A 16360-nucleotide genomic window follows, 5' to 3' on the forward strand; every position below is an offset into this window, starting at 1 on the left:
GGAGCGCCGCTCCAGGGTTTGTCCTCACGCAAGTCCGTATGGAAAACTTCCTGGAATTGCGTTGGCGCGGCGTCAGTTCTTCTTCAGGAACTTGTCGATGTTCGCCGGCGTCACGAGCTGGAAGGGGATGTAGACCTTGCGCTCCACCTTCTCGCCCTTGGAGAGCTTCAGCGCCGCATCGAGCGCGCCCGCGCCTTGGCCAGCCGCATCCTGGAAGACCGTGACGTCGAGATCGCCCGCCTGCATCGCGGCCAGCGCGTCCTGGGTTGCGTCGACGCCGCCGACCACGACCGACTTCATGTCGATATTGGCGGCCTTCATCGCCTGGATGGCGCCGATGGCGCTTTCGTCATTGTTGGCGATGACGCCGTCGAACGGCTTGCCGGACGACAGCCAGTTGGTCATCAGGTTCTGCGCTTCGTCACGCTTCCAGTTCGAGGTCTGCTTGTCGATGATCTTGATGAAGTTGCAGTCCGGCGTGGCAATCACTTCATCGATATCCTTGGTGCGCTGCACCGCCGCCTGATTGGAAAGCTCGCCCATGATCACATAGACATTGGCTTCCTTCTTGCCGGCTTCCTTGAACAGCCGGCAGATTTCCTTGGTCTCGAGCGTGCCGGACTCGGCCTCATTGGACGCGACGAAAGCCTGGTTGTCGGGCAGCTTGTCGACATTGACCGGCTCGCGGTTGACATAGACCAGCGGGATCTTGGCCGCGGCCGCCGCATCCGACATCGCCTGGGTGGCCGAAGTGTCGACCGGGTTGACGATGATCGCGTCGACGCCGGAAGCGGCGAAGTTCTTGATCTGGTCGAGCTGCTTGGCCACGTCGTTCTGCGCGTCCTCGACCTGCAGTTCGACGCCGTCCATGCCCTTGGCCTGTGCGATCATGCCGTTGCGCAGCACGGTCAGGAAATTGTCGTCGAAAAGAGCCATCGAGACGCCGATCTTGGCGGCGAAGGCGGACGAACACATCAGCGCCGAAAGCGCGACGCCCAAAAGCAGTTTCTTCATTTTAGTTTCTCCTCCACTTGGTGTCCGGCTGCACCGATTGAACCGGAATCCCCGATGTTACCGGGGAATCTCTCCCATGGCCCTTCCGGCGGCGTTTTCCTCGCATAATGGAACGCCTGGTCCTCTGTTTGAAACAGATGTTCCGGAACGAAAGAACCAAAATACCCAGTTGGTGAAATATTTATTCCATTTCGCTTGCAGCCGTCAAGGGAGATTCGAAATGGACGTGCCGGTTTTTCGATGGAGGCAAGCGTGCAGCGCCCTCGCGGCCGGGCATGCAAACGTGCTGCGGCGGACTTCCGGGCGATTTCACGGCGCGAAAGAATTCCATCAGCCTGATGGATCACATCATTCCGACGGGAGGCGGCTTAGATGTTTTCCGGCAGATAGATGTCGAAGGGGAGAAAAGTCTGGCCGGGCGCATTGGCGGCGCCGGTCTCGATGGCATGCGCCATCAGCCCGACAAGCTCGCGGCAGAGCGCCGCCAGCGGGGTCGAGATCACCATGGTCAGGATGTTGTCGGCAAGTGCCGCGCGCGACTCCGCATTGATCTCGTTGCAGACGACCACCGGCATATGCGCCGGCTTCGCCGCCCTCAACGCCGCGACCGCGCCCTCCATGCCGCCGCCAGCGACGTAGCAGCCGGCAAGGTCGGGATGCCGAGCCAGAAGCTCGAGCATCGCATCATGCGTCACCTGGTTGGCCTCCAGGTTGACCAGCGTCTCCATCACAGTGAAATCCGGCGCATGCTCGCGAAAATAGGAGCGGAAGCCGATCTCGCGCAGCTCGTGACCATGAAAACGGTGGCTGCCGACGAAAAGCGCGACCTTGCCTGGCTTGCTGGCGGCCTTGGCGATCATCCAGGCCGCGGTGCGTCCGACCTTGCGGTTGTCGAGCCCGACATAGCCTTCACGGATGCCGGCGGCGAAGTCGGAGAGCAGCGAAAAGACCGGCTGCCCTCGCGCCTTCAGCGCCTCCACCGCCGCCGTCAGCGTCGGATGATCCGGACCGACCACGGCGATGGCCCTGGATTTCGCCGCCAGCTTGCGCATCTGGGCGGCGATCTCATCGGGCGCCAGCGAAGCGGCGAAGTCGATCGTCGCAGTGCCTCGGAAACGTTGCGATTGCGAGACGGCAAGCTCCAGCTCGCGCGCGAAATCGCCGTAGAAAACGTCATTGCCGCGCAGCAGCAGGAAGCCGAGACGATATTCGGGCAACTCCTGGCGCATGCGCTGCCTGATCAGGCCAGCGGCGTGATAGCCGATGTCGGTCGCCGCCTCGTAGACGCGACGCGCCGTCTCCTCGCGCACCGGCAGGCGATTGTTCAACACCCGGTCGACCGTGGCGACGCTGAAGCCTGAAACGCGCGCGAGATCGGTGATTGTCGGCCGCTTTGCCATGAGTGCTCCATCGCTTGCCCGACTCAGATTAGCCCAATCTGATAGAAAATGATAGAATCTATCTTTGTGACATTGAGGCTATCATGACTTGGCGCTATGGTGAAGTCGAAGCCAGCCATGGGCAAGGCGCGGCATTGCCGAGGGCCATTCGCCAGGTGCTGATGGAGGACCCCGCAATGACGGCAATCACGTCTCCGGCGCCGTCCGGACGCGACTACAGCCTGACCGGCCGCGACGCCAAGCGCGCGGTCGAGAACGGTCTTTCGGCGGCCCAGTGGTACCACACCGAGATCCCGCGCAAGCAGATGAAGGAGCTGATGCAGCGCTCCGACCAGCCCGCTATCCGAGACACCATCGTCTGGCTCGGTGCGCTGTTCCTCAGTGGCGCGGGCGGCGCTTGGTTCTGGGGCAGCTGGTGGTGCGTGCCGTTCTTCTTTGTCTATGGCACGCTCTACGGTTCCTCGACCGACTCCCGCTGGCACGAATGCGGTCACGGCACCGCCTTCCGCACCCAATGGATGAACGATGCGGTCTACCAGCTCGCCTGCTTCATGATCATGCGCAATCCGGTGACCTGGCGCTGGAGCCATACACGCCACCACACCGACACCATCATCGTCGGCCGCGACCCGGAGATCGCCGTCATGCGACCGCCGGACCTTTTGCGCGTTGTGCTGAATTTTTTCGGCGTGCTCGATGCTTGGCATGCGATGACCGACATGGTGCGCAATGCCGCCGGCGTCATCAGCGCCGCAGAACAGACCTTCATCCCGGAACAGGAGCAGCCCAAGGCCATCCGCATCGCCCGTATTTGGCTCGCCATCTATGTCGCGACCATCGCGCTGGCGCTCTATCTGCATTCATGGCTGCCGCTGATGCTCGTCGGCCTGCCCCGCCTCTACGGCGCCTGGCATCACGTCATGACCGGGCTGCTGCAGCATGGCGGGCTGGCCGACAATGTCATCGACCATCGGCTGAACAGCCGCACCGTCTACATGAACCCGATCAGCCGGTTCATCTACTGGAACATGAACTACCATGTGGAGCACCACATGTTCCCGATGGTGCCCTACCACGCGCTGCCCAAGCTGCATGAGCTGATCAAGCACGATTTGCCGGCGCCGACGCCGTCGATCCTGGCCGGCTACCGCGAGATGATCCCGGCCTTCCTGCGCCAGCTGCGCAACGAGGACTACTTCCTCAAGCGCGAGCTGCCGCCGACGGCAAAGCCCTACCGGGAAGAGCTCCACAACGACAATCCGGTAGCGGCCGCGGCCGAGTGACCGGATCCGACACAACCGACAACGAAGAATTTCGCCGGAGGACGACATGAGCGACTGGGTCGAGGCCTGCGCGGCCGGAGACATCGACGAGGAGGACGTAATGCGGTTCGATCATGCCGGCCGCACCTACGCCATCTATCGCAGCCCGGAGGACGAGTATTACGCGACCGACGGCCTGTGCTCGCATGAGAAAGTGCATCTGGCCGATGGGCTGGTGATGGACGACATCATCGAGTGTCCAAAACACAATGGCCGCTTCAACTACAAGACCGGCGACGCGCGCGGGGCGCCGGTCTGCGTCAATCTCAAGACCTATCCGGTCAAGGTCGACGCTGGCAAAGTCCTCATTCAGCTTGGGTGACGGAATGGCGGGAGGAATGGTCATCATCGGCGCCGGCGAGTGCGGCGGTCGTGCCGCGCTTACCCTGCGCGACCTTGGTCATGAAGGGCCGGTGACGCTGGTCGGCGACGAGCCGCATCTGCCCTATGAACGGCCGCCGCTGTCGAAGGAGGCGATGACCAGCGAGGCGCCCCTCATCAAGGCGATCGCCAGCGACGAGCTTTTGGCCGAACGCTCGATCCGCCACATCCATTCCGTTCGGGCCGTCGCTATCGACCGCGCCGCGCATCTCGTGCGCCTCTCCGACGGCTCTTCGCTTGGCTATGGCAAGCTGCTGCTCGCGACCGGGTCCGTGCCGCGCAAGCTGCCGATGCCTGGTCTGGGCGGCCGCTGCGTTTATCTCAGGACCTTCAACGACGCGCTCGCGATCCGCGCCCATCTTAAGCCGGAGAACCGCGTCGCCATCATCGGCGGCGGTTTCATCGGCCTCGAGCTTGCCGCTTCGGCGCGCAAGCTAGGCGCAACGGTCACGGTGCTCGAGGCTCAGCCGCGCATCCTGATGCGCGGCGTGCCGGCCGAGGTCGCTGAAATCATTCACAAGACGCATGAGGCCGAAGGCGTGAAGGTGCTTACCGGCCAAGGCATCACGGCGATTGCCGATGACGGCACGCAAGTTCGTATCACGCTTGCCGACGGGCAGGAAATCGTCGCCGATCTTGCCGTGATCGGCATCGGCGCGGTGCCGGTGACGGCGCTCGCCGCCGAAGCAGGACTTGCGATCGACAACGGTATCGCCGTCGATGAGAACCTTTGCACCGCGGATCCGGATGTTTTTGCCGCCGGCGACTGCTGCTCGTTCCCGCTCGCCGTCTATGGCGGCCGGCGCGTGCGGCTGGAAGCCTGGCGCAACGCGCAAGAGCAGGGCGCGCTCGCCGCGAAAAACATGCTGGGCGCCAACGAGGCGCATGCCGCGGTGCCATGGTTCTGGTCGGATCAATATGGGCTCACGCTGCAGATCGCCGGGCTTTCGGACGAAGGCCGCTCGACCGTACGGCGCGACCTCGACGACGGCGCCTTCATTCTGTTCCACCTGGCCGAGGACGGCAGGCTGGTCGCCGCCAGCGGCATCGGGCCCGGCAATGCGGTGGCGCGCGACATACGGTTGGCCGAGATGCTGATCGCGAAGCGGGCGACGCCCGCGCCTGAGGCGCTCGGCTCGCAATCGGTCAAGCTGAAGTCGCTGCTGGCGGCATAGGCCCGAGTAATCGCTGGAAACGAGGGAATCCACGGACATGGCACGCAACAGACCGACCGTCGCCGATTTGCAATTGCTGAAGGGCAAGCGCCAGCTTTCGAAGCTGCGCGTTTTCTCGCTGGAGGAGGCCGAGGCCGCCGAGCGTGCCGGAATCGACATCATCTCGGTCCCCTATGATCTTATCTTCGATCCGCGTTTTCGCGACGCCGCGCCCACCTGCTTTGCCATTCCCGGCGACGAACGCATCAAGCTGGGCGCAACCACCGACGAGATCCTGCGCATGGCGGTGAAGCTGCGCGCGGCCAGCGCCGACGCCATGTATTGCGCGGCCAGCCTGCAGACCATCCGCCGGCTGCGCGACGAGCATATTCCGGTCTGCGGTCACGTCGGGCTGATCCCGGCGCATGCGACCTGGACGGGCGGCTTCAAGGCGGTCGGCAAGGCGGCCGAAAGTGCTGCCTTCGTCTGGAAGCAGGTCAAGGACCTTGAAGCCGCCGGCGCCTTCGCCGCCGAGATCGAAGTTGTGCCGGCGTCGGTTGCAAGCGCGATCTCGCGGCGGACGCCGCTGATCATGATTTCGATGGGCGCGGGCGCCGGCTGCGACGCGCAATATCTATTCGCGGAAGACGTGCTCGGCAGCAATCGCGGCCATTATCCGCGCCATGCCAAGCGCTACCGCGACTTCGCGGCGGAATTCGACCGCCTGCAGAGCGAGCGCATCGCGGCCTTCCGCGAATATGCCGACGATATCCAGTCGGGCGCCTATCCAGAGCCGCGGCACATGGTCGAGGCGGATGCCGGCGAAATGCGCAAGTTCGAGGCGTTTCTCGCCTCGGAAGGCTACTGAGCCACGCGGCTCAGCCGGCTAGAACAGCGTCTTCAGCTCGTCCAGCTTGTCGTTGACCAGCCAGCCGTAATAATTCTCCTCGGGCAGCTTTTCCGGTTCCCCGGCAGCGCGACGCTTCTCGTTCTCCTCCTCCAACGCATAGGCGCGCTGCTCGGGGTTGCCGACATTGTAGAGCGTGGCGGTCAGGCCCGGATTGTGCGAGATGTCGAAGCCGGCGATGCTGTTGTAGGCGTCGATCGACTTCCTGATGGTCGCAGCGACGTAAGGCAGCGTGAGGTCGGGATCCATGATGGTCTTGTAGACCGTGTTCGGATCATTGACGTCGAGCTCGGGCAGGCCGGAGACCTTGTGCACGAGATCGCTCATCTGCAGCGCCGTCAGCGGGTTGAGCTGGCCGAGTCCGAAAGTCTGGCCGGCATAGTAGGGCTGGAAGAAAGTGGCTCCGAAGCGGTCGTTGGGGAAGCTGGTCCCGCCGACGGTCTTGCCACGGAAGGAATGGTTCCACACCTGCTCGCGGCATTCCCAGAGATCGTAGCTGTCGGTTATGGCGGCGCATTTCTGGAATTGCGGCCGCTCAACGAAATCGCTGACGTCCTCCCCTTCATAAGCGAAGGTGAGCTTGCTCGACAGGTAGGACATTGCCTTGACGTAATAGGTCTGCAGCCGATCATAGGCGTCGACATTGTAGGTGTGCTCGCCGACGATGGCGCCGACGATGTGCATCGGATCGATGTCGTAGGCGGCCGCCACTTTCCTGATCTTGGCGCGCAGCTCGGCATCGTTCTGCAAGAGCGCGTAGACCTTGCGATACTTGGCCTGGAAGGTGGTGTTGGTGGCCTGGGTGCGCCGGCTGGAAGCGCCCGGAATATCCGGCTGCACGCTGTTGCGATTACCCGGCGGCACCATGGTCGCCGCGTTCGCCGTTGCCACCGCCGCAGCCAATGCCAGCCCAACAAAAAGAAGTATGCGTTTCTTCATCCACCGCCGCCTTCAAGTCGGCGGCAAACTAGGTAAAGCGAGTGGGAGAGTCGAGACGAGGCAAGCTTCCGACGGGACGAAAGGTGGCCAGATGGTACCATCTGGCCACACATCGCCGGGCTCGCCCGTTAGAGGATGAACCGTGACAGGTCGGTGTTGCGCGAGAGATCGCCGACATGCTTCTGCACGTAGTCGGCATCGATGGTGACCGCCGTGCCGTGGCGGTCCGGCGCGTCGTAGGAAATCTCGTCCAGCACCCGCTCCATCACCGTCTGCAGGCGTCTGGCGCCGATATTCTCGACATTGGCGTTGAGGTCGACGGCAATGCCGGCGAGCGAATCGATGGCGTCGTCGGTGAAGGCCAACTCGACGCCTTCGGTCTTCATCAGCGCAATATACTGCTTGATGAGGCTGGCCTCCGTTTCGGTGAGAATGCGGACGAAATCCTGCTTCTCCAGGGCACGCAATTCGACCCGGATCGGCAAGCGGCCCTGCAGCTCCGGAAGCAGGTCCGAAGGCTTGGAGACGTGGAACGCGCCCGAGGCGATGAAAAGAATATGGTCCGTCTTGATCGGCCCGTATTTCGTCGCAACGGTGGTGCCTTCAACCAGCGGCAGCAGATCGCGCTGAACGCCTTCACGCGAGGGACCGCCCGAAATGTCGCTCCTGGCCGCGATCTTGTCGATCTCGTCCAGGAACACGATGCCGTCATTCTCCGCCGATTCCAGCGCCTGGCGAACCACCTCGTCCTGGTCGAGCAGCTTGTCGGACTCGTCATTGATCAGAAGCGCGTAGGATTCCTTCACGGTCGTCTTGCGGGACTTGGTCTTCCTGCCGCCCATCGCCTTCGACAGCATGTCGTTGATGTTGAGCACGCCGATATTGGCGCCCGGCATGCCGGGGATCTCGAAGCCCGGCATGCCGCCGGTGCCGGTGTCCGCCACCTCGATCTCGATCTCCTTGTCGTCGAGCTCACCGTCGCGCAGCCGCTTGCGGAAGCTGTCGCGCGTGGCCGGGCTCGCGGTCTTGCCGACCAAAGCTTCGAGCACGCGCTCTTCGGCATTGATGTGAGCGCGCGCCTTGACGTCCTCGCGCATCTTCTCGCGCGTCAGCCCGATGGCGACCTCGACGAGATCGCGCACGATCTGCTCGACGTCGCGGCCGACATAGCCGACCTCGGTGAACTTGGTGGCCTCGACCTTGACGAAAGGCGCGCCGGCCAGCCGCGCCAGCCGGCGCGAGATCTCGGTCTTGCCGACGCCGGTCGGGCCGATCATGAGGATGTTCTTGGGCATCACCTCTTCGCGCATCTGGCCCTCCAACTGCTGGCGGCGCCAGCGGTTGCGCAAGGCGATCGCCACGGCGCGCTTGGCGTCTTTCTGGCCGATGATGAAGCGGTCGAGTTCCGAAACGATTTCGCGGGGAGAAAAGGTGCTCATATTACTCAAATTCCACTTTGCCACTGCCTGATGGACTCGAACGGATGCAGCAGCATGATCACGTTGAGCGTCAGATTGTCCCGGATGATGTAGCCCGTGCCGAATTCGAAAATGAGCGCCAGGGCCACGATCACCCATATAGGGAGCTTTCGCGCCATCACAAATCCGAGCGCCATGAACAGCGTGTCGGACACCGAATTGATGATGCTGTCGCCGTAATAGTTGAGGGAGATAGTGCCGGCGCGGTAGCGGTCGATGATGAAGGGGCTGTTCTCCAGGAGTTCCCAGCCGCCCTCGATGAGGACGGCGAAAGCCAGCCTCAGCCCGACGGGCGAGCGCGGGAACAGAGCCCAGGCCAGCGCATAGAACAGGAAGCCATGGATGATGTGCGAGAAGGTGTACCAGTCGGCGATGTGCTGGGAATTCTCCGAGCTATTCACCACACCGTGCCAGAGCTTGACGTAGCCGCAGGTGCAGATCGGCGGATGGCCCATGCCGTAGAGAATGCCGGCCTGGAAAACGACGAGAGCCAGCACCAGCAGCAGCCCCATGCGCCAGCTGTCTTCATAGGCCGACAGCGTCTTGTCTCCCCCGGATGCGGTCATTGTGATCAGTCCCCCTCTTGTTGGTCGATTTCGGCCGCATCGACGGCCATCAGCACGACGTCCCCATATTCCGAATGCCTGCGGCCGATCGGCCTGAAGCCGGCCTTTTCATAGGCGCGGATGGCGCGGCCATTGCCGGGATGTGGATCGATGACGACGCGCGGCGCGCCTTCCTCGAACAGTTCCGCGACGAACTGGCGGACGATGGCCGAGCCGTGGCCGATGCCGACCAGGTCCGGCGGCCCGATCGACAGATCGATACCCAGCGTGCCGAACGGCTGGTCGGCGTAAGGATGGTTGTCCTCGAGATGCGGATCGTAGCTCTGCAGATAGGCGATCGGCTTGCCGCCCAATTCGACGATCAGCGGCTCCACCGAAACCGACCCGATATGCTCGCGTATCTCGGCGATCTCCTTTTCCGGATCGCCCCACCATTCGGCGATATGCGGCTCGGCAAGCCAGCGGGCGATCATCGGCAGATCGTTTTGGGTGACCGGCCGAAAATCGTAGCTGTCTTCCTGTTCGACCATGATCTGTTCCAGAAGCCGATTCCCACTTTTCGGGATCATGGCCGGCCGCCTAGGCGGCATCGAGCGTTTCGACGACGAAGCTGCTGTTGGTGTAGACGCAGATGTCGGCGGCGATCTGCATCGCCCTGCGGGCGATCTCCTCGGCGTCCTTGTCGGTGTCCATCAGCGCGCGGGCGGCGGCGAGCGCGTAGTTGCCGCCGGAGCCGATGGCCATGACGCCATGTTCTGGCTCGAGCACGTCACCGGTGCCGGTCAGCGCCAGCGAGACCGACTTGTCGGCGACCAGCATCATCGCTTCCAGGCGGCGCAGGTAGCGGTCGGTGCGCCAGTCCTTGGCGAGCTCGACGCAGGCGCGGGTCAGTTGGTCAGGATATTGTTCGAGCTTGGCTTCGAGGCGTTCTAGGAGGGTGAAGGCGTCGGCGGTGGCGCCGGCAAAACCGGCAATGACACTGCCGCCCTTGCCGATGCGGCGCACCTTGCGGGCGTTGCCCTTCATGATGGTCTGGCCAAGGCTGACCTGGCCGTCGCCGGCGATGACAACCTTGCTGCCCTTGCGCACGGTGACGATGGTCGTGGCGTGCATGGTCAGTTCATTCGACATTTCCTGCTCCGAGTCGCGCTATCCCTCAAAGGCGATTGGCGCGGTACGAGTGACTTTGATCGGCCATATGTATGCATAGGGCGAGTGATTGCAAACCGTCCGCGGCAAGGCCGATACAGTCCGGAATGGCAACTGGCAATCGCCGGATCATGCTGATAGAAGGCTCTCGTTTTCAAGCCCGCGCCTCTGAACAGGACAGACTGATGCCGCCCCGTTCCGCAGAAATCAGCCGCAAGACCAAGGAAACCGAGATTTCCGTATCGGTCCATGTCGACGGCACGGGTAAATCCGACATTTCGACGGGTGTCGGCTTCTTCGACCACATGCTCGATCAGCTGTCGCGCCATTCGCTGATCGACATGACGATCGAGGCCAAAGGCGATCTTCACATCGACGACCATCACACGGTCGAGGATACCGGCATTGCCATCGGCCAGGCGCTGAGCAAGGCTTTGGGGGAGCGGCGCGGCATCATGCGCTATGCCTCGATCGGGCTGGCTATGGACGAGACGCTGACCCGGGCGGCGATCGACGTTTCCGGCAGGCCGTTCCTGGTCTGGAACGTTTCCTTCTCGTCGCCGAAGATCGGCACATTCGACACCGAGCTGGTGCGCGAATTCTTCCAGGCGCTGGCGCAGAACGCGGGCATAACGCTGCATGTGACCAACCACTACGGCGCCAATAACCATCATATTGCGGAAACCTGCTTCAAGGCCGTGGCCAGGGCGCTGCGCGTGGCGCTGGAGCCTGACCCGCGCCAGCCCGATGCGGTGCCGTCCACCAAGGGATCCCTGAAAGGATAACCCTATGGCCATCTATGTCGTGATGGAGCCGCCTGCGGGGGGCAACGAGAAGGACGCCGCCCTAGTGCGCGACAGCTTCACCTGGCTCGGCTTCCTGTTCTCGCCGATCTGGCTCGCCTGGCACCGCCTCTGGATCGAGGCCCTGCTCACCTTCGCGGCCATGGCGGCGTTGTCCATGCTCGGCGAGAAACTAAGGCTTGAATGGGCTGGATCGGCGCTCTCGCTGCTGGTGTCGCTCTATATCGGCTTCGAAGGCCAGGCCCTGCGGATCGCGGCGCTCCGCCGCCGCGGCTGGCGGGAATGGGGCGTCGTCGAGGCCGGCAGGCTCGGCGATGCCGAGGTCCGTCACGCGCTCGAAGCCAGCGAGCGCACGCAGGAACAGGCGCCGATGCCGCACATCGTGCCCGACACCAACCTGGCGCGGCCGGCGCAGACGGGCATGGCGCTGGGGCTGACCCATACGCCGGGAAGGCCCTGACATGCGGGTAGCGATCATCGACTATGGGTCGGGCAATCTGCGCTCGGCCACCAAGGCCTTCGAGCGCGCCGCGCATGAGGCGGGCATCGCCGCGACCATCGATCTCACCGCCGACGCCGAGCGGGTGCGCAGCGCCGACCGCATCGTCCTGCCGGGCGTCGGCGCCTATGCCGACTGCGCGGCCGGCCTGCATGCCGTCACCGGCATGTGGGAAGCGGTGGAAGAGGCGGCGCTTCGCAAAGGGCGGCCGTTCCTCGGCATCTGCGTCGGCATGCAATTGATGTCGGAACGCGGGCTGGAAAAGACCGTCACCGAGGGTTTTGGCTGGATTGCCGGCGACGTCAAGGAAATCACGCCGAAGGATCCGGCACTAAAGATCCCGCAGATCGGCTGGAACACGATCGAGCTCGCGCGCAAGCATCCGCTGTTTTCGGGCATCGAGACCGGTCCGAAAGGGCTGCACGCCTATTTCGTCCATTCCTACCACCTGGATGCGAGGAACCCGGCCGAGGTGCTGGCGACGGCCGACTATGGCGGGCCGGTGACGGCGGCCGTTGCCCGCGACAACTTTGCCGGCACGCAGTTCCATCCCGAGAAAAGCCAGGCGCTCGGCTTGGCGCTGATCACCAATTTCCTGAATTGGAGGCCCTGAATGAGCAAGAAGGGCTACTGGATCGCCATGATCGATGTCCGCGACCCGGACACCTACAAGAAATACATCGAGGCCAACGCGAAGGCCTTCGCCAAATTTGGCGCGAAGTTTGCTGTTCGGGCCGGCCGCCATACCGACCCGGAGGGGGCAACGGGAAACCGCCATGTCGTGGTGGAGTTCGATTCTTACGACAGGGCGCTCGCCTGCTATCAGTCGCCCGAGTACCAGGAAGCCTTGAAATTCCGGCTGGCGGCATCGACCGGCCACTTCGCCATCGTCGAGGGCGCCTGATCGTGATCCTGTTTCCGGCAATAGACCTCAAGGACGGCAAATGCGTGCGCCTGAAGCACGGCGACATGGCAACCGCCACCATCTACAACGATGACCCGGCGGCCCAGGCACGAGCCTTCGAAGAGCAAGGCTTCGAATGGCTGCACGTCGTCGACCTCAACGGCGCCTTCAAGGGACAGAGCGTCAATTCCGCGGCGGTCGGCGCCATCCTCAAGGCGACGAAGAACCCGGTGCAGCTCGGCGGGGGCATCCGCACGCTGGCGCAGATCGAGGACTGGCTGGACCGCGGGCTGGCGCGAGTCATCCTCGGAACCGTGGCGGTGCGGGAGCCCGAACTGGTGAAGGAGGCATGCAGGACCTTTCCCGGCAAGGTAGCGGTCGGCATCGACGCCAAGGGCGGCAAGGTGGCGGTCGAGGGCTGGGCCGAAGCCTCGGAACTCGGCGTCATCGAACTGGCGAGGAAGTTCGAAGGTGCGGGCGTGGCCGCCATCATTTACACCGACATCGACCGCGACGGCGTGCTCTCCGGGATCAACTGGGATGCCACCATCGATCTCGCCGAGGCGGTGTCGATCCCGGTGATCGCTTCCGGCGGATTGGCCTCGATCGCCGACATCGTGCGCATGACCATGCCCGATGCGAAGCGCCTGGAGGGCGCGATCTCCGGCCGCGCGCTCTATGACGGGCGCATCGACCCGGCGGAGGCGCTCGCCATCCTGCGCGGCAACCACGCGGAGGCACGAGCGTGAACATCTCGATCATCCTGGCGTCCTATGACAGCGGCCACTTTCACGGCCGCTGTGGCCAAGGCCCCGATGCGCTGATCTCCGGCGGGCTGGCCGAGGCGCTGAAGCTTGCCGGTCACGACGTCGAGGTGCGCGACATCGGCAAGGTCGTCGAGGACGAGCAGGAGCGCGAGATCGGCACGGGATTTGCCGTCTGCAACGTCGTTTCGGGCGAGGTCCGCATCGCGCTGGACAATGGGCGCTTTCCCATCGTTCTGGCCGGCAACTGCCTGACCAGCGCGGGCGCGGTGGCCGGTGAAGGCGCGGACGCCATCATCTGGGCCGACCAGCATGGCGACCTCAACACGCCGGAAACCTCCACCTCCGGCTTTCTCGACGGCATGGCGCTGGCAACGGCGCTTGGATTGTGTTGGCGGCGCATGGCGGCGCAGATTCCCGGCTTCAAGCCGATCGAGCCGGCCCGCTGTGTCCTGGTCAACGCACGCGACCTCGATACGGCCGAGAAAGAGCTTTTGGAGAAGCTGCCGATCATCCGCACCGAGTGTCCGGACTGGGCAGTGGCCGCGGCGAAGCTGAAGGCCACGGGTGCCGAGCGCATTCACATGCATGTCGACCTCGACGTGCATGATCCGGAAACGCTGCAGGCCAATCGTTACGCAACGCTCGGCGGCCCGGCGCCGGAGCAGGTCCGCACCGCGATGTGCGGCTTTGCCGGCCCGCTCAGCATCGCCGGACTTACCATTTCCGCCTACGATCCGGCGTTCGACCCGAAGGGCGAGGTGCCGCCGCAGGTCGGCGAGCTGGTGGTCGACCTTTTGTCGACCATGGAGGGGCGCTGATGCTGAAAGCCCGCGTCATTCCCTGTCTCGACGTCAAGAACGGCCGCGTGGTCAAGGGCGTCAATTTCGTCGACCTGGTCGATGCCGGCGATCCGGTCGAGGCGGCGAAGGCCTATGACGAGGCGGGCGCCGACGAGCTCTGCTTCCTCGACATCACCGCATCGTCCGACAATCGCGAGACGATCTTCGACGTGGTCGCCCGCACGGCCGAACAATGTTTCATGCCGCTCACCGTCGGCGGCGGCGTGCGCCAGGTGGCCGACATCCGAAGGCTGCTTCTGGCCGGCGCCGACAAGGTATCGATCAACACGGCAGCGGTGAAGAACCCGGATTTCGTCGCGGAGGCTGCCGACAAGTTCGGCAACCAGTGCATCGTCGTCGCCATCGACGCCAAGAAAGTATCGGCTGCCGGCGAGGCCGATCGCTGGGAGATCTTCACGCATGGCGGGCGCGAGAAGACCGGCATCGACGCGGTCGAGTTCGCCAAGAAGATGGTCGATCGCGGCGCCGGCGAGATCCTGCTGACCTCGATGGACCGCGACGGCACCAAGGCCGGCTACGATATCGCGCTGACCCGCGCGATCGCCGATGCCGTGCGTGTGCCGGTCATCGCTTCGGGCGGCGTCGGCACGCTTGATCACATGGTGGAAGGCATCCGCGATGGCCATGCCGCCGCCGTGCTTGCCGCCTCGATCTTTCATTTCGGCACCTACACCATCGCCGAGGCCAAGGCGCATATGGCGGGCGCCGGCCTGCCGATGCGGCTGGACTCGACCGTGCATCGGACTTAAACCACTGCTATGGCTCAATTTTCGCTCGCCGAGCTGGAAACGATAATCCATCAGCGCGCCCATTCCGGCGACCCGGACTCATGGACGGCAAAACTGTTCGCCAAGGGCATGGACAAGGCGGCGCAGAAGCTCGGCGAGGAAGCGGTCGAGGCGGTGATCGCCGCCATTCGCGGCGACAGGCAGGCCCTCGTTTCAGAAAGCGCCGATCTTCTATATCATTGGCTGGTCGTCCTCGCGATCGCGGGCATTCCGCTGCAGGACGTGATGAAGGAGCTCGAGGGCCGCACCGGCCGCTCGGGCGTCGCCGAAAAGGCGTCCCGGCCCCGGGGCTGACCGCTAAAGACGGATAGAGCATGATGTCGTCCGAAAACCGCTCCACACTTTTCGGCATCATGCTCTAGGAGGGCAGGAGACTCGATGGACCAGCTTGCTCCGACCGAGAAATACTCCCCCTTTCGTTTCTTCTCGGCCGAGCAATGGTCACAGTTCCGCGCCGACACGCCGCTCACGCTGACCGAGGACGAGATCGACCGGCTGCGTTCGCTCAACGACCCGGTCGACCTCGAAGAGGTCAAGCGCATCTACCTCTCGCTTTCCCGTCTGCTTTCGGCGCATGTCGAGGCGAGCCAGCTGCTTTTCAGGCAGCGCCAGGCCTTCTTCAACGCGCAGGACGTCGTCAAGACGCCGTTCATCATCGGCATCGCCGGCTCGGTCGCGGTCGGCAAATCGACCACCGCCCGCGTGCTCAAGGAACTGCTGGCGCGCTGGCCGTCGAGCCCGAAGGTCGATCTCATCACCACCGACGGCTTCCTCTTGCCGAACGAGATCCTGCGCCGCAACAATCTGATGGAGCGCAAGGGCTTTCCAGAAAGCTACGACGTCGGCGCCCTGCTCCGCTTCCTGTCCGGCATCAAGTCGGCGCAGCGCGACGTCCGGGCCCCGGTCTACTCGCACCTGACCTACGACGTCATTCCGGGCGAGTTCGTCACCATCGACAGGCCGGACATTTTGATCTTCGAAGGCATCAATGTTTTGCAGCCGGGCAAGCTGCCGAAGGACGGCAAGATCGTGCCGTTCCTGTCGGATTTCTTCGACTTCGCCATCTATATCGATGCCGACGAGAAGCTGATCCACCAGTGGTACACCCAGCGCTTCATGCGACTGCGCGAGACTGCCTTCCGCAACCCGGACTCCTTCTTCCACCGCTATTCGCAGCTGTCGGAGGATGCCGCCCGCGCCATCGCCGAGGGCCTGTGGAGCAACATCAACCTGAAGAATTTGCGCGAGAACATCCTGCCGACCAGGGCGCGCGCCGACCTCATCCTGCGCAAAGGCGCCAACCACCTGGTCGAAGAGGTGGCATTGCGGAAACTCTGATCGAATCCAGCGGACCGGCGCCTAAAGCGCATGGCCTGGCGCCGATTCAAGCGACGCGTTTTCAAATTGGTCTTTGTTCTTAGCCGGCGGC

The 16360-nt window shown here is 63.6% G+C and carries 20 protein-coding genes; 13 read left to right on the top strand and 7 right to left on the bottom strand.

Translation table 11 applies throughout. The annotated features are described in order from the left end of the window. Nucleotides 1-72: 72 nt before the first annotated feature. Nucleotides 73-1014, bottom strand: a complete 942-nt coding sequence (locus tag A9K71_RS26275) for a sugar ABC transporter substrate-binding protein (RefSeq protein ID WP_067002877.1) — start codon at nt 1012-1014, stop codon at nt 73-75. A 368-nt stretch (nt 1015-1382) separates the two neighbouring features. After that, complete coding sequence (locus A9K71_RS26280) at nt 1383-2414, bottom strand: LacI family DNA-binding transcriptional regulator (protein ID WP_067002879.1); 1032 nt, start codon at nt 2412-2414, stop codon at nt 1383-1385. Between the two features lie 176 nt (nt 2415-2590). Here A9K71_RS26280 and A9K71_RS26285 point away from each other — a divergent pair, with 176 nt between their 5' ends. Genes A9K71_RS26285 through A9K71_RS26300 form a run of 4 tightly spaced genes read left to right on the top strand, consistent with a single transcriptional unit; the run spans nt 2591 to nt 6139 of the window. After that, the gene (locus A9K71_RS26285) at nt 2591-3697 is read left to right on the top strand and encodes a fatty acid desaturase family protein (RefSeq protein WP_067003272.1); all 1107 of its coding nucleotides are present in this window, start codon (nt 2591-2593) and stop codon (nt 3695-3697) included. Nucleotides 3698-3743: 46 nt separating this feature from the next. Then, entirely contained in the window at nt 3744-4058 is a 315-nt protein-coding gene (locus A9K71_RS26290) for a MocE family 2Fe-2S type ferredoxin (protein ID WP_067002880.1), read from the top strand. Nucleotides 4059-4074: 16 nt separating this feature from the next. Further along, nucleotides 4075-5292, top strand: a complete 1218-nt coding sequence (locus tag A9K71_RS26295; RefSeq protein ID WP_245299783.1) for an FAD-dependent oxidoreductase — start codon at nt 4075-4077, stop codon at nt 5290-5292. 37 nt (nt 5293-5329) lie between these two features. Continuing rightward, nucleotides 5330-6139 carry a 3-methyl-2-oxobutanoate hydroxymethyltransferase gene (locus A9K71_RS26300; protein ID WP_067002885.1) on the top strand — a complete coding sequence of 270 codons (810 nt, stop codon included), beginning with the start codon at nt 5330-5332 and terminating at the stop codon, nt 6137-6139. An 18-nt stretch (nt 6140-6157) separates the two neighbouring features. Here A9K71_RS26300 and A9K71_RS26305 read toward each other — a convergent pair whose 3' ends face one another. The 5 genes from A9K71_RS26305 to hslV all read right to left on the bottom strand — a co-directional run bounded on the left by A9K71_RS26305 (nt 6158) and on the right by hslV (nt 10292). After that, nucleotides 6158-7117: a DUF1402 family protein gene (locus A9K71_RS26305; protein WP_067002888.1), complete on the bottom strand. Its 960-nt coding sequence runs from the start codon at nt 7115-7117 to the stop codon at nt 6158-6160. A 128-nt stretch (nt 7118-7245) separates the two neighbouring features. Then, nucleotides 7246-8556: an ATP-dependent protease ATPase subunit HslU gene (hslU, locus tag A9K71_RS26310; RefSeq protein ID WP_067002890.1), complete on the bottom strand. Its 1311-nt coding sequence runs from the start codon at nt 8554-8556 to the stop codon at nt 7246-7248. A 5-nt stretch (nt 8557-8561) separates the two neighbouring features. Further along, entirely contained in the window at nt 8562-9161 is a 600-nt protein-coding gene (locus tag A9K71_RS26315) for a DUF2585 domain-containing protein (protein WP_067002893.1), read from the bottom strand. Between the two features lie 5 nt (nt 9162-9166). Beyond that, on the bottom strand, nt 9167-9691 hold the full coding sequence (locus A9K71_RS26320; protein ID WP_067003273.1) for a GNAT family N-acetyltransferase: 525 nt from the start codon (nt 9689-9691) through the stop codon (nt 9167-9169). 49 nt (nt 9692-9740) lie between these two features. After that, nucleotides 9741-10292, bottom strand: coding sequence for an ATP-dependent protease subunit HslV (gene hslV / locus A9K71_RS26325; RefSeq protein ID WP_067002895.1), 552 nt, complete (start codon nt 10290-10292; stop codon nt 9741-9743). Nucleotides 10293-10495: 203 nt separating this feature from the next. On the opposite strand from hslV, the gene hisB reads away from it, so the two are divergent. From hisB to coaA, 9 genes are all read left to right on the top strand, one after another. Further along, nucleotides 10496-11095: an imidazoleglycerol-phosphate dehydratase HisB gene (gene hisB / locus A9K71_RS26330; protein ID WP_067003274.1), complete on the top strand. Its 600-nt coding sequence runs from the start codon at nt 10496-10498 to the stop codon at nt 11093-11095. A 4-nt stretch (nt 11096-11099) separates the two neighbouring features. Beyond that, complete coding sequence (locus A9K71_RS26335) at nt 11100-11573, top strand: DUF2628 domain-containing protein (RefSeq protein WP_067002897.1); 474 nt, start codon at nt 11100-11102, stop codon at nt 11571-11573. 1 nt (nt 11574) lies between these two features. Continuing rightward, the gene (gene hisH, locus A9K71_RS26340) at nt 11575-12225 is read left to right on the top strand and encodes an imidazole glycerol phosphate synthase subunit HisH (RefSeq protein ID WP_067002899.1); all 651 of its coding nucleotides are present in this window, start codon (nt 11575-11577) and stop codon (nt 12223-12225) included. Then, a complete protein-coding gene (locus tag A9K71_RS26345) occupies nt 12226-12516 on the top strand; it encodes a DUF1330 domain-containing protein (RefSeq protein ID WP_067002901.1) in 291 nt (96 codons plus the stop codon). It abuts the gene before it with no gap. A 2-nt stretch (nt 12517-12518) separates the two neighbouring features. Next, complete coding sequence (gene hisA / locus A9K71_RS26350; RefSeq protein ID WP_067002902.1) at nt 12519-13265, top strand: 1-(5-phosphoribosyl)-5-[(5-phosphoribosylamino)methylideneamino]imidazole-4-carboxamide isomerase; 747 nt, start codon at nt 12519-12521, stop codon at nt 13263-13265. Beyond that, a complete protein-coding gene (locus tag A9K71_RS26355) occupies nt 13262-14101 on the top strand; it encodes an arginase family protein (RefSeq protein ID WP_067002904.1) in 840 nt (279 codons plus the stop codon). Before hisA ends, A9K71_RS26355 begins: the two co-directional genes overlap by 4 nt. Next, nucleotides 14098-14892 (top strand): imidazole glycerol phosphate synthase subunit HisF, encoded by a 795-nt coding sequence (gene hisF / locus A9K71_RS26360; RefSeq protein ID WP_067003275.1) that lies wholly within the window; start codon nt 14098-14100, stop codon nt 14890-14892. The genes A9K71_RS26355 and hisF overlap by 4 nt, the downstream gene beginning before the upstream one ends. Before the next feature lie 9 nt (nt 14893-14901). Further along, nucleotides 14902-15225, top strand: coding sequence for a phosphoribosyl-ATP diphosphatase (locus tag A9K71_RS26365; RefSeq protein ID WP_067002906.1), 324 nt, complete (start codon nt 14902-14904; stop codon nt 15223-15225). An 84-nt stretch (nt 15226-15309) separates the two neighbouring features. Further along, nucleotides 15310-16269: a type I pantothenate kinase gene (gene coaA, locus A9K71_RS26370; RefSeq protein WP_067002907.1), complete on the top strand. Its 960-nt coding sequence runs from the start codon at nt 15310-15312 to the stop codon at nt 16267-16269. The last annotated feature ends 91 nt before the right edge of the window (nt 16270-16360 follow it).

It is taken from the genome of Mesorhizobium sp. WSM3873 (genome assembly GCF_001672445.1).
Taxonomy (GTDB): Bacteria; Pseudomonadota; Alphaproteobacteria; order Rhizobiales; family Rhizobiaceae; genus Mesorhizobium.

What these genes read in the sequence shown, in the direction of transcription:
- hisB (WP_067003274.1), top strand. Translation starts at nt 10,496, where the DNA reads ATGCCGCCCCGTTCCGCAGAAATCAGCCGCAAGACCAAGGAAACCGAG.
- A9K71_RS26365 (WP_067002906.1), top strand. Translation starts at nt 14,902, where the DNA reads ATGGCTCAATTTTCGCTCGCCGAGCTGGAAACGATAATCCATCAGCGC.
- A9K71_RS26315 (WP_067002893.1), bottom strand. Translation starts at nt 9,161, where the DNA reads ATGACCGCATCCGGGGGAGACAAGACGCTGTCGGCCTATGAAGACAGC.
- coaA (WP_067002907.1), top strand. Translation starts at nt 15,310, where the DNA reads ATGGACCAGCTTGCTCCGACCGAGAAATACTCCCCCTTTCGTTTCTTC.
- A9K71_RS26280 (WP_067002879.1), bottom strand. Translation starts at nt 2,414, where the DNA reads ATGGCAAAGCGGCCGACAATCACCGATCTCGCGCGCGTTTCAGGCTTC.
- A9K71_RS26305 (WP_067002888.1), bottom strand. Translation starts at nt 7,117, where the DNA reads ATGAAGAAACGCATACTTCTTTTTGTTGGGCTGGCATTGGCTGCGGCG.
- A9K71_RS26290 (WP_067002880.1), top strand. Translation starts at nt 3,744, where the DNA reads ATGAGCGACTGGGTCGAGGCCTGCGCGGCCGGAGACATCGACGAGGAG.
- A9K71_RS26275 (WP_067002877.1), bottom strand. Translation starts at nt 1,014, where the DNA reads ATGAAGAAACTGCTTTTGGGCGTCGCGCTTTCGGCGCTGATGTGTTCG.
- hslU (WP_067002890.1), bottom strand. Translation starts at nt 8,556, where the DNA reads ATGAGCACCTTTTCTCCCCGCGAAATCGTTTCGGAACTCGACCGCTTC.
- A9K71_RS26300 (WP_067002885.1), top strand. Translation starts at nt 5,330, where the DNA reads ATGGCACGCAACAGACCGACCGTCGCCGATTTGCAATTGCTGAAGGGC.
- A9K71_RS26335 (WP_067002897.1), top strand. Translation starts at nt 11,100, where the DNA reads ATGGCCATCTATGTCGTGATGGAGCCGCCTGCGGGGGGCAACGAGAAG.
- hisH (WP_067002899.1), top strand. Translation starts at nt 11,575, where the DNA reads ATGCGGGTAGCGATCATCGACTATGGGTCGGGCAATCTGCGCTCGGCC.
- A9K71_RS26295 (WP_245299783.1), top strand. Translation starts at nt 4,075, where the DNA reads ATGGTCATCATCGGCGCCGGCGAGTGCGGCGGTCGTGCCGCGCTTACC.
- A9K71_RS26345 (WP_067002901.1), top strand. Translation starts at nt 12,226, where the DNA reads ATGAGCAAGAAGGGCTACTGGATCGCCATGATCGATGTCCGCGACCCG.
- A9K71_RS26320 (WP_067003273.1), bottom strand. Translation starts at nt 9,691, where the DNA reads ATGGTCGAACAGGAAGACAGCTACGATTTTCGGCCGGTCACCCAAAAC.
- A9K71_RS26285 (WP_067003272.1), top strand. Translation starts at nt 2,591, where the DNA reads ATGACGGCAATCACGTCTCCGGCGCCGTCCGGACGCGACTACAGCCTG.
- hslV (WP_067002895.1), bottom strand. Translation starts at nt 10,292, where the DNA reads ATGTCGAATGAACTGACCATGCACGCCACGACCATCGTCACCGTGCGC.